Source organism: Tardiphaga sp. 37S4, assembly GCF_021044645.1.
Lineage (GTDB): Bacteria > Pseudomonadota > Alphaproteobacteria > Rhizobiales > Xanthobacteraceae > Tardiphaga > Tardiphaga robiniae.
In genome coordinates, this window is sequence record NZ_CP088008.1 from 4,925,923 (window position 1) to 4,938,212 (window position 12,290).

Annotated in this window: 9 protein-coding genes; 5 read left to right on the forward strand and 4 right to left on the reverse strand. The window is 63.7% G+C overall.

What is annotated here, in order from left to right; all coding sequences use genetic code 11:
• Positions 1-12: 12 nt before the first annotated feature.
• From LPB73_RS23420 to LPB73_RS23430, 3 genes are all read right to left on the reverse strand, one after another.
• The gene (locus LPB73_RS23420; protein WP_231078367.1) at positions 13-1,221 is read right to left on the reverse strand and encodes an acetyl-CoA C-acetyltransferase; all 1,209 of its coding nucleotides are present in this window, start codon (positions 1,219-1,221) and stop codon (positions 13-15) included.
• A 172-nt stretch (positions 1,222-1,393) separates the two neighbouring features.
• Positions 1,394-3,184 carry an acyl-CoA dehydrogenase C-terminal domain-containing protein gene (locus LPB73_RS23425; RefSeq protein ID WP_231078368.1) on the reverse strand — a complete coding sequence of 597 codons (1,791 nt, stop codon included), beginning with the start codon at positions 3,182-3,184 and terminating at the stop codon, positions 1,394-1,396.
• Between the two features lie 99 nt (positions 3,185-3,283).
• Positions 3,284-3,670 carry a nuclear transport factor 2 family protein gene (locus tag LPB73_RS23430; RefSeq protein WP_120288154.1) on the reverse strand — a complete coding sequence of 129 codons (387 nt, stop codon included), beginning with the start codon at positions 3,668-3,670 and terminating at the stop codon, positions 3,284-3,286.
• A 77-nt stretch (positions 3,671-3,747) separates the two neighbouring features.
• On the opposite strand from LPB73_RS23430, the gene LPB73_RS23435 reads away from it, so the two are divergent.
• From LPB73_RS23435 to LPB73_RS23455, 5 genes are all read left to right on the forward strand, one after another.
• Positions 3,748-4,335, forward strand: a complete 588-nt coding sequence (locus LPB73_RS23435; protein WP_231078369.1) for a TetR/AcrR family transcriptional regulator — start codon at positions 3,748-3,750, stop codon at positions 4,333-4,335.
• A 227-nt stretch (positions 4,336-4,562) separates the two neighbouring features.
• Entirely contained in the window at positions 4,563-7,967 is a 3,405-nt protein-coding gene (locus LPB73_RS23440) for a tetratricopeptide repeat protein (protein WP_231078370.1), read from the forward strand.
• A 116-nt stretch (positions 7,968-8,083) separates the two neighbouring features.
• Positions 8,084-8,899, forward strand: a complete 816-nt coding sequence (locus LPB73_RS23445) for a hypothetical protein (RefSeq protein ID WP_231078371.1) — start codon at positions 8,084-8,086, stop codon at positions 8,897-8,899.
• A gap of 215 nt (positions 8,900-9,114) precedes the next feature.
• Entirely contained in the window at positions 9,115-10,044 is a 930-nt protein-coding gene (locus LPB73_RS23450) for a sulfite exporter TauE/SafE family protein (protein WP_093761694.1), read from the forward strand.
• Positions 10,041-10,814: a TIGR02186 family protein gene (locus LPB73_RS23455; protein WP_068737508.1), complete on the forward strand. Its 774-nt coding sequence runs from the start codon at positions 10,041-10,043 to the stop codon at positions 10,812-10,814. The genes LPB73_RS23450 and LPB73_RS23455 overlap by 4 nt, the downstream gene beginning before the upstream one ends.
• A gap of 127 nt (positions 10,815-10,941) precedes the next feature.
• On the opposite strand, the gene LPB73_RS23460 is transcribed toward LPB73_RS23455, so the two are convergent.
• Entirely contained in the window at positions 10,942-12,246 is a 1,305-nt protein-coding gene (locus LPB73_RS23460; protein ID WP_231078372.1) for an NRAMP family divalent metal transporter, read from the reverse strand.
• Positions 12,247-12,290 lie beyond the last annotated feature (44 nt).

A 12,290-nucleotide genomic window follows, 5' to 3' on the forward strand; every position in this document is an offset into this window, starting at 1 on the left:
GTTGGCCGCTCCTTACACGCGTTCGATGATGGTGGCGGTGCCCATGCCGCCGCCGATGCAGAGGGTGACGAGGGCCGTCGATTTGTTGGTGCGCTCGAGTTCGTCCAGCACGGTGCCGAGAATCATCGCGCCGGTGGCGCCGAGCGGATGGCCCATGGCGATGGCGCCGCCGCAGACATTGATTTTCTCATTGTCGATATCGAAGGCCTGGATAAAGCGCAGCACCACCGAAGCGAAGGCTTCGTTGAGCTCGAACAGATCGATGTCCGAGAGCTTCATGCCAGAACGCTCCAGTACCTTCTTGGTAACGTCCACAGGACCGGTGAGCATCATCGCCGGTTCGGAGCCGATATTGGCGAAGGCGCGAATCTTCGCGCGCGGCTTGAGGCCCGCCTTCTTGCCGGCCGCCTCGCTGCCGAGGAGCACGGCGCCAGCGCCATCGACGATACCCGACGAGTTGCCGGCGTGATGGACGTAGTTGACGCCTTCGATTTCCGGATGCGACTGGATCGCCACCGCATCGAAGCCGCCCATCTGCGCCATCGTCACAAAAGAAGGCTGCAGCGCCGCGAGCGACTGCATCGTGGTGGACGGGCGCATATGTTCGTCCTTGGCCAGAATGGTGAGGCCGTTGATGTCCTTCACCGGAATGACCGAGTTCTTGAAGCGACCCTCGTCCCAGGCCTTGGCAGCGCGCTGCTGGCTCTGCACCGAATAGGCATCGACGTCGTCGCGCGAAAACCCATATTTGGTCGCGATCAGATCCGCCGACACACCCTGCGGCATGAAGTAAGCAGGCACGGCGATCGAGGGATCGACCGGCCATGCGCCACCGGCAGCACCAATGCCGACGCGGCTCATGCTCTCGGCACCGCCGCCAATGGTCATTTCGTGCTGGCCAGACATGATCTGCGCCGCGGCGAAGTTCACAGCGTCGAGGCCTGAGGCGCAGAAGCGGTTGATCTGGATGCCCGGCACGTCATTGCCGTAGCCGGCCGACAGCGCAGCCATGCGTGCGATGTCGCCGCCGGCCTCGCCGACCGGATCGACCACGCCGAGAATGACGTCATCGATGGTGCCAGGCTTGAGGTTGTTGCGTTCCTTCAGCGCCTTCAGCGGCGCGGTGGCGAGCGCCAGCGCGGTCACCTCATGCAGCGAGCCATCGGCCTTGCCGCGGCCGCGCGGCGTGCGAACGTGATCGTAGATATATGCCTCGGGCATGGTGTCTCCCTTAGAGTGGCCGTGTTGTTCGAATTTCTAAAACGCCGTCATGGCCGGGGCAAAAGCGCGAAGCGCGGCTTCGCTAGATGTCCCGGCCATCCACGTCTTCTCTCGCGCGCCGCCAAGGCGTGGATGCCCGGCACAAGGCCGGGCATGACGGCGCATATAGTGACTAGAACGCTTCCGCCGGAAGCTCCATCGTCGTCGCGCTGCCGGTCTGGATGCGGGCGAGATGGAGTGCGGTTTCGGGCAACATCCGCTCCATGAAGAAGCGGCCGGTGACCAGCTTGGTCGTCAGATAAGGTGTCGCGCCATCGGCGGCAATCTTGTCCTGCGCGACCTTGGCCATCTTCGCCCACATATAAGCGAAGGCGGTGAGGCCGAACAGCTGCATGTAATCGGTGGCGCCGGCACCGGCGTTGTCGGGCTTCATCATGGCGTTGTTCATCAGCCACATGGTCGCCTGCTGCAGATGACCGAGCGCATTCGAGAGCGGATCGATGTAAGGCTTCATGGCTTCGTCAGCGCCATGCTCCTTCGCAAATGCGCCGACCTCGCCGAAGAACGCCATCGCGGCACGGCCGCCATCGCGCGGCAGCTTGCGGCCGACCAGATCGAGTGCCTGGATGCCGTTGGCGCCTTCATAGATCATGGCAATACGCGCGTCGCGCACGAACTGCTCCATGCCCCATTCGGCGATATAGCCGTGGCCACCGAACATCTGCTGCGCGGAGACCGCGTTGGCAAAACCGCCGTCAGTCAAAACACCCTTCAGCACCGGTGTCATCAGGCCCATGTGATCGTCGGCGGCCTGACGCTCCTTCGGATCGTCGGAGCGATGCGCGACGTCGCTCTTCAGCGCGGTCCACACCACCATCGCGCGGGCGGCTTCATTGAAGGCGCGGATGGTGAGTAGCGTGCGGCGCACGTCCGGATGAACCATGATCGAATCGGCCGGCTTGTCCGGCGACTTCGGCCCGGTCAGCGAGCGGCCCTGCAGGCGGTCCTTCGCATAGGCGACCGCGTTCTGATAGGCAACTTCGGACTGCGCGAGACCCTGCACGGCGACGCCGAGGCGGGCTTCGTTCATCATCACGAACATGCCCTGCATGCCCTTGTTCTCTTCGCCGATCAGCCAGCCGGTGGCGCCGTCGTAATTCATCACGCAGGTGGAATTGCCGTGGATGCCCATCTTGTGCTCGATCGAGCCGCACATCACGCCATTGCGTGCGCCGATCGATCCATCGGCATTGACCAGGAACTTCGGCACGACGAACAGCGACACGCCCTTGATGCCGGCTGGTGCGCCCTCGATGCGGGCCAGCACCAGATGGATGATATTGTCGGCAAGGTCGTGCTCGCCGGCCGAGATGAAGATCTTGGTGCCGGAAATCTTGTAGCTGCCGTCCGCCTGCGGCGCGGCCTTGGTGCGCAGCAGACCCAGATCCGTGCCGCAATGCGGCTCGGTGAGGTTCATGGTGCCGGTCCATTCGCCGGCGACCATCTTCGGCAGGAACATCGACTTCTGCTCGGGCTTGCCGTGCACGATGAGTGCTGCGGTCGCACCCATGGTGAGGCCGCCATACATCGAGAACGCCATATTGGCGGAGATCTGAAATTCGGCGACGGTCTGCGACAGCGTCACCGGCAGACCCTGGCCACCGAATTCAGCGGGAGCCGAGAGGCCGAGCCAGCCGCCCTCGGCGACCTGCTTGTAGGCTTCCTTGAAGCCTTTCGGCGTGGTCACGCTGCCGTCGTCGTTGCGCTTGCAGCCTTCGAGGTCGCCGACGCGATTCAGCGGCTGCAGCACTTCTTCGCTGAGCTTGGCGGCTTCGCCCAGAATCGCCTCGCGCACATCGGCGGACGCGTCAGCAAAGCCGGGCAGATTGTTGTAGCGATCGAACTGAAACACGTCGTTGAGCAGGAAGCCGACGTCTTCAAGCGGGGCTTTGTAGCTGGGCATGGAATTCTCTCGGTTTGAATTCGATTGATCGGATGATACGGCGCCGCCGTGTCAGATTTACGCAATTGTTATCGGAGACGAAGCAGACCAGCTGGCGGCTCATTGCCGCGCCAATTCCTCGCCCATCAGCCGGTGCAACAGGTTGATGGCCTTGAGCGGCCTGACCATCACCTTGAAGTGGGTAATGCGTCCATCATCGGCGAAGGTGATCATGTCGACGCCATTGATTTTGATGCCTTCGATCTCGTTCTCGAATTCGAGCACCGCGCCGTTGTCGCTGCGCCATTCGCCTTTGTAGGCGAAGCCGGGGCCACCCAGCACTTTCTCTGCAGTCGTCAGATACTTGAACACGATCTCACGGCCCCGCTGCGGCGCATGCACGACCGGGCTTTCGAACACGGCGTCCGGATGCAGCAGGTCCCACAGCATCGCCCGATCATGAGACCGCATGAAGCTGTACCATCTATCGAGGCCGCTCACGCTCATCGGCTCTCCCTCCCGCATCGGGCACTGTTCGGCCAGTGCCGCTCCATACACTTCTGCATGGACGTTAACGCCAGAGCGTGGATTTCGTCAATACACATGTGTATGGTCGGGGAATGGATGACCAACTGACCAAAGACCGCCTGACGCGCTCGGCCTGGCTCGACCACGGGCTGAGGATCCTCGCGCGGCAAGGCGCCGACGCGCTGAGGGTCGGCGCACTGGCCACCGGCCTAAACGTGTCACGCGGAAGTTTCTATTGGCATTTCAAAGACATATCTGAATTTCGACTACAGCTTCTGCAGCGCTGGCAGGAGCGGACGACCGATCAGGTGATCGAGGGGATCGATACGTCGATCGTGGGTGCCGCACGTCTGACCCATTTGATGAAGCTCGCCTTCAACGAAGACCGCAGCCTGGATCGTGCCATCCGCGCCATGGCCTCGACCGACGCAGACATCGCCAAAATGGTCGCGTCGGTCGATGCCAGGCGCGTCGGCTATATGGCGAAATGGTTGATTGAAGCCGGGGTCGAAAGCCAGCGGGCACTGCCCCGCGCCGAGTTTCTCTATTGGGCCTATATCGGCCAGTCCGCGGTGATGGATCCGCGCCACAGCGCCATCACCGAACTGGATGTCGACGATTTGAGTGCGCTGTTTACGCGCTGACGCCAAAGCCAGAGACATCCGATCCTACCTGCAAATCGGCGCAAGTGTATCAGCGAGTTAACTTTTAAGGCTGGCCGAGCCCGATCCTTAACCCGTTATTTACCCTAACCCTGAAAAGTCCGGATCAGAGGCAGACGACCCGCGCACGTTACGATTGTCTTCACAATGGGACGCGCGGGGGAGGCTGCAGGCGCTGGTGGGCGTCAAGCTCGGAACCGGACCAAAGCATGAATTCGCGCGTATCGTGGAGTGTTGACGGGATTGAGCCATCGGTTCGCGAGCGGGCCGAAGCTGCGGCGCGCCGTGCCGGCATGTCGCTGGGCGACTGGCTGAACTCGACCATCGGCGAAGCTCCCCCGCGCTATAACTCCCCCAACGCACGCCCGCGCGACCAGGAACGCCCCCTTACCCCGCGCGCAGCGCTGCCGCAGCGCGACGCTGCCGATGTCGTCGAAATCCACGAGCGGCTCGACGCCATTGCCCGGCAGATCGAACTATTCTCGAAGCCTGCACAACGCAGCAGCGAGCCCGGCGTCGCGCGCCAGCTCAATGATGCGATTTCACGGCTCGATGCGCGCCTGTCGCAGATCAGCGAGCCCACATATCGCCCCGCGCCGCCGCAACAGCCGCGCATCGATATGGTCGAGCGCGCCGCCAATCAGGTCTATAGCGCCTCATCGCCGATCGATCCGTTTTCGCTGGACTTCGCCATCGCCGAGATCGCGGCCCGTCAGGGCGAACTCGACGGCACGCCGCGCATGGCCCCGCGCAATACGCCGCCCATTGCACCGTCCTTCGTGCAGCCGCCTTATGCGCAGCCTGCCGCGCCGCCGCAGAGCTTCATGCCGGATATGTCCGGCCTGGAGCGGCAGCTGTTCCAGATCACCACAAAGATCGATGCGCTGCAGCGCCCGGACAATAATATCGAGCAGTCGATCGCGGCCTTCCGCGGCGAACTCGCCGAGATCCGCAACGTCATCACCGAAGCGATGCCGCGTCGCGCGATTGAATCAATCGAGAACGAGATCCGTGAACTCGGCCGCCGCATCGACGACAACCGCCATAGCGGCATCGACGGCGACGTACTGGCCAATCTCGAACGCGCACTGGCCGACATCCACAAGACGCTGACCACGCTGACCCCGGCCGAACAGCTCGCCGGCTTCGACGAGGCGATCCGCAATCTCGGCGGCAAGATCGACTTGATCGTGCGCTCGAGCAACGATCCCGGCACCATGGAACAGCTGCAAGGCGCGATCACGGCGCTGCGCGCCATCGTGTCCAACGTCGCCTCCAACGAAGCACTCGGCCGTCTCAGCGACGACCTGCAGACGCTGTCGTCGAAGGTCGATCAGCTCGCACGCGCCGACAACAGCGATTCATTTGCCGCGCTCGAGGCGCGCATCATGACGTTGACGGCAGCGCTGGAAAATCGCGAGCGCCCGGCTGTCATGGCCAGCTCGGATCATCTGGAAACCGCATTGCGGACGCTGTCCGAGCGTCTCGACCATATGCCGGTGGGCAATGACTCGTCGTCGGCCTTCGCGCATCTCGAACAGCGCGTCTCCTATCTGCTCGAGCGGATGGAGAGCATCACCGATACGCGCGGCAACAATCTCGGCCGTGTCGAGGACGGGCTGCAGGACATCCTGCGCCATCTCGAACGCCAGCAGTCGCTGTTCGCCGCGCTGGACAATCCCCGCAGCAAGGCGTCATCGATCGATCCCGGCCTGGTCGACACGATCAAGCGCGAACTCTCCGACATGCGCTTCAGCCAGTCGGAAACCGACCGCCACACGCAGGATTCGCTTGAGGTCGTACACTCCACGCTCGGCCATGTGGTCGATCGCCTCGCAAGGATCGAGGGCGATCTGCGCGCGGTCAGCGCCGCGCCTGCCAAGCAATCCGCGCCCGTTGCAACACCCGCTCCGACCTCGCGCCCCGCGACTGCACCAGATGTTTCGGTGCCTGCTCCGACGCGCCCGCAGATGCCCAATCCGGTGAAGCCACAGGCTGCGCCGTCGCAGGTCGAGGTGCGTCCGCCGCAGGTTCACTTCGATGCCGCGCCGCGCGACTTCGCGGCAACTGCGATCTCGCACGAACCGGCATCGGCCTTCCCGATGCCGAAGGCGATCAGCGACATTCTCGATCCTCCGCCCGCGCCAAAGCCAGTCGCGCAGTCTGCATCCGCTGCTGAGCGTGCGTCGCCGCGCCCGATGGTTGACCCGGCGCTGCCACCAGATCATCCGCTCGAACCCGGCACGCGTCCGCAGGGCCGCGGCGCATCGCCATCCGAACGCATCGCCGCGTCGGAAGACGCTATCAGCGAAATCGCCGTCGATGCCCCCGAACAGGCCACGGCGTCGAGTTTCATTGCTGCCGCGCGTCGCGCCGCACAGGCTGCCGCCGCAACCGGCAACGACAAGTCCAGGTCTGACAAATCCAGGACCGACAAATCGAAGGCCACCAGACCCGGGCCGCAGCTTGCCGATAGCGAAAAGTCATCCTCCACGATCGGCTCGAAGATCCGCTCACTGCTGGTCGGCGCCAGCGTGGTCGTGATCGTGCTCGGCTCGTTCAAGATGGCGATGACGCTGCTGGACAGCGGTGCGCCGGCGCCGTTGGCCGAGAATATTCACTCGGCACCGCCGCTGCAGCTGAACGCGCCCGAGCCGGCCGAGGTCCTGACCAAGCCCGCTGCTCCCGTGCCGGCCGCGCCGTCGATGACGTCGCCGACCCCGATCGGCAAGCAATCGCTGATCGCACCGCCACCCGCCGCCGTCGAGACTGCGCCGCAGCCAGTGCCACAGGCCGCGCCCGTGCCATATGTGTCGCCCGACGTGACCGGCAGCATTGCCGCACCGCAGGCCAGTGCCGCCGGGCCGGTGTTGCCGTCGAGCGGTCAGAAGATCACCACAGCCTCCATCCCCGCCGGCGAGCGCCTGCCCGAGACCATCGGCAGCACCGCGTTGCGCAACGCGGCGCTCAAGGGCGACGCCTCTGCCGCGTTCGAAATCGGCGTCCGCTATGCCGAGGGCAAGGGCGTAGCGCAGAACTACGACGAAGCCGCCAAGTGGTATGACCGCGCGGCGCAGGCCAATGTCGTGCCGGCCATGTTCCGCCTGGGCGCGCTGTTCGAGAAGGGCCTCGGCGCGAAGAAGGATCTCGACGTCGCCCGCCGCTATTACGTGCTCGCCGCCGACCGTGGTAACGCCAAGGCGATGCACAATCTCGCTGTGCTCGATGCGGATGGCGGCACCAAGGGCGCCAACTACAAGAGCGCGTCGTACTGGTTCCGCAAGGCCGCCGATCGCGGCGTCGCCGACAGCCAGTTCAATCTCGGCATCCTCTATGCCCGCGGCATCGGCGTCGAACAGAACCTCGCCGAGAGCTTCAAGTGGTTCAGCCTCGCCGCCTCCCAGGGCGACGTCGATGCCGGCCGCAAGCGCGATGACATTGCCAAGCGTCTCGATCCGCAGTCGCTGGCCGCGGCCAGGCTGGCGGTCCAGACCTTCGCGCCGGAAGGCCAGCCCGAAGACGCCATTAACGTGGCCACTCCCGCGGGCGGTTGGGATGCCACGCCGGCACAGGCCGGGGCGAAAGCATCGATGGGCAAGCGAGCTGCGCGCTAAGGCAGATTTTTCTGGCCGCCGGATCGAACCGGCGGTCTTATTTCCTCAACAAACCTTCAGCAAATTTGGCGCCGTGAAGTGCGCGCCGGGCCGGACTGAACGACGAGGAAATTGATTTGTCTTTTCGGAATGACGACACATCGGGGGGCGCGGAACGTCCATCGGGGATCCCTACGGTCAACCCCTGGGCCGCACGTCCCCCCGAGCCGTCTGCCCCACCGCAGCCCCCGCTGCCCGAGCCACCGCACAGCAAATGGTTCAACTGGCCCTCGGTCGCACTCGCGGTCGTGATATTCGGCGGCATCGGTGCGCAGGCCTATCAGGAGCTCTCCAAACCCGAGGCCTGGGCCTATTGGAAAGACCTCTATGTCTCGCCGAGCATGTCGTCTTCGGAGGTCGGAAGTCTCGATCCGGACAATTCGGGCCGCGGCCGTCCAGCGCTGGCGATCACGGGCGAGATCGGCCCGGCCACTGCGAGCTGGTTTCGCGAAAAGCTCGATGACGCCAAACTCGCGCCCGGCGATACCGTGCTGCTGTCGTCTCCGGGCGGAAATGTCGGCCAGGCCATCATCATGGGCGAGATCATCCGCGCGCGCGGGCTGACCACCGCCGTGGGCACGGTGGATTCGGCGGGCCGCATCAAACCGTCCTACTGCGCCAGCGCCTGCGTGATGACCTATGCCGGCGGCAAGGCCCGCATCGGCGTCGAGGGCTCACGGCTGGGCGTTCACCGCTTCGTGTCGCCCAAGCCGGGCGCTGACCCCACCGCTTCGGCACAGCGCACCATGGGCTATGTGCTCAGCTACATGACCAAGATGGGCGTCGCCTCGTCGGTCGTCGAGGCGATGTCAGCCACCGAGAAAATCCGCTGGCTCGGCACCAGCGAGGCCGCCGCCATGAACCTCGTCACCGATCCGGCCAGGAAGTCGTGATACCCCCGGCCTGCGCCTGGCCCAACAAAATTTACCACCTTGAAAGGTGCCTCATCGGTAGAGGCGGAAAACCGCGCCTTTACCGAATTCTTTAATCCCATCAACGGACGATATCGTCTAAGACGAGGACGCGGCTCGCAATCCGCGCCGCCTCCAGAACCACGCCATGAGCGGTTTCGGCCCAACTCAGGGCCAGAATTCCGAAGCGAACGCGCGTGCAACTGTATCTCCCGATCGCCGACATTCCGATCAATGTGTTGCTCATCCTGGCGATGGGCGCTGCGGTCGGCTTCGTCTCCGGCATGTTCGGGATCGGCGGCGGCTTCCTGATGACACCGCTGCTGATTTTCGTCGGCATCGCCCCCGCGGTGTCGGTCGCGTCAGTGGCAAGCCACATTGCAGCCTCGTCTTTCTCCGGCGCGCTGTCCTACTGGCGACGCCGCGCCATCGATCCCGCGCTTGCGAGTGTGCTTCTGACCGGGGGCGTGGTCGGCACGGCGCTCGGCGTGTGGGCCTTCACGCAGCTGCGCAATCTCGGCCAGCTCGACCTCACCATCTCGCTGTCCTATGTGATCCTGCTCACCGCCGTCGGCAGCTTGATGTTCTGGGAGGGCCTGCGCGCGCTGCTGCGCATACGGCGCGGTGATCCCGTGAACTTGCGCCGTTCCGGCAGCCATAGTTGGGTTCACGGCCTGCCGCTGAAGATGCGGTTCAAGCGCTCCAAGATCTATCTTTCGGTGATCCCGGTGATCGCCGTCGGCCTCCTGATCGGCTTCATCGGCGCCGTGATGGGCATCGGCGGCAGCTTTATCCTGATCCCGATCCTGATCTACTGGTTGCGCATTCCAACTTCGACGGTCATCGGCACATCCATGGTGCTGACGCTGGTCACCATGGTGATCGCGACATTGCTGCACGCCGTCACCAATCATCTGGTCGATGCGGTGCTGGCCCTCATCCTGATGGTCGGCGGCGTCACCGGCGCACAATTCGGCGCCCGCGCCGGGCAGAAGATTCGCGGCGAGCATTTGCGCCTGCTGCTGGGCCTGCTGATCCTGGCGGTCGGCGTCCGCTTCGCGGTGGAACTGGTCGTTCGCCCCGCAGATCTGTTCACGATCCGCGATACCGGAGGCGTCGCTCCATGATACGCGCGCTCCCGATCATCGCCGCACTCGGCATCGGAATGCTCGCCCCGGCCCGCGCCGAACAGCTGATCGTCTCGGTGTCGAACCATCGCGTGACCGTGACGCCGAATTATGCCGGCGAGGAACTGGTGCTGTTCGGCGCTGTCGAGAAAGACGACAAGACACCGCCCGGCCGCAACAACTACAATCTCGTCGTCACCGTCAACGGGCCGCGCACCGACCTCATGACCCGGCGCAAGGAGCGCCGCTTCGGCATCTGGATCAACACGGATTCGCGCCAGTTCCTGCAGGTGCCGTCCTATCTCGCCGTGTTTTCCAACCGTCCTATGGACGCTATCGCACCTGCCGACGTACAGCGCCGCCAGCAGCTCGGAATCAATAACGTCCTGCTGACCCAGCGCGTCGGCACCGACTATGCGGACGTCGTGGCCACAGACCCGTTCCGGAGCGCCTTTGTACGACTGCGCAAGGAACACGGACTGTATCGCGAGGAGACCTCAGCGGTGACATTCCTGACACCGACGCTGTTCCGAACCAGCATTCCGCTGCCCGCCGAAGTCCCCATTGGAACCTACGATGTCGAGATCAAACTGTTCGCCGACGGTGCGCTGATCTCGAAAGCGGAGACGGCGTTCGATATCGTCAAGGTCGGCTTCGAGCAGTTCGTCGCCAATGCCGCGCGCAATCACGGTTTCATCTACGGGCTGCTCACCGCCGCGATGGCGCTGATGTCTGGGTGGGCTGCGTCGATCGTGTTCAGGCGGGATTGAACTCTACTCTCACCGCCGTCATTGCGAGGAGCCCTTGCGACGAAGCAATCCAGTCTTCCTTCGCTTGTGGCCTTCTGGATTGCCGCGTCGCTTCGCTCCTCGCAATGACGGTTGAGGATTCTGCGCGCTACAAAAATATCCCCACCATCATCGCCACCACACTCACGGCCATTGCTGCAGTCGACAGCCAACCGAGCCAGTGCAACGGCCCCTTGATCACAAAATCGCCCATCACATCCTTGCGGCGTGACATCACCATCAGCAGCACCATCACCGGCACTGCCAGAACGCCGTTGATGACGGCGCTCCAGTACAGCGCCGAGATCGGGTTGATCGAGGTGAAATTCAGCGCGATCCCGATCACCGCGGACAGTGCCAGCACCGCGTAGAACGCCACGGCCTCGCGCGGCTTGCGATCGAGTCCGACAAGCCAGCGCTGACCTTCGCCCACAGCATAAGCAGTCGAGCCCGCGAGTACCGGGATCGCCAGCAGACCGGTACCGACGATGCCCAGCGCAAATATCCATTCCGCGAATACTCCGGCGATCGGCCGCAAGGCTTCAGCCGCCTGCGCCGAGGTCTCGATATCCGTCTTGCCGGAGGCATTGAGCGTGGCCGCAGCCGTAATGATGATCGACAGCGCGATCAGGTTGGAGAACGCCATGCCGACGATCGTGTCGGCCCGAATGCGCGAAAACTCCATCGCGGCACCAATCGGCCTCTCGATCAACGGAGCTTTGGCGGGATCGATACGTTCGTCCTCCGCCTCCTGCGAGGCCTGCCAGAAGAACAGATATGGCGAAATCGTCGTCCCGAGAATGGCGACTATGGTGGTGAGATACGAGCCGCTCCAGGTGATTTGCGGCAGCAGGATGCCTGTGAGAGCCGCGCTCCAGTCGACCTTCACGACCGCAAGCGCGGCGACATAGGAGAACAGGCAGAGCGTCAGCCACTTCAGCACCGAGACATAGCGCTTGTAATCGAAGAAAATCTGCGCGCCCACCGAGAGCGCGCCGAACAGAACGACATAGATGATGCCGTGACCGCCGACGAGCAGCTTGGTGGCATCGGCCATGGCGCCGAGATCGGCCGCGATGTTGATCGTGTTGGCGATGAACAGCAGCGACACGATGAGGTGCAGCAGCGATGCCGGATAGTGCCGGCAGACATTGCCGGAAATGCCACGACCGGTCACGCTGCCAACGCGTCCGGAAATTTCCTGGATTGCGACCATCAGCGGAAAGGTCAACAGCATGGTCCAGCCGATGCCGTAGCCGAGCTGCGCCCCGGCCTGGCTATAGGTGCCGATGCCGGACGGATCGTCGTCGGAAGCGCCGGTGATCAGACCAGGACCAAGCCGTTTCAGAAAGCCTTTCGGACCAGTAGCTTCTCCCTCCTGATCATCAGGCTTCTCGCTGGACTGGTCCGACATCTGATCCCTGCCATCTCACCGCTCGGCAACGTGCCGTCGCAGCT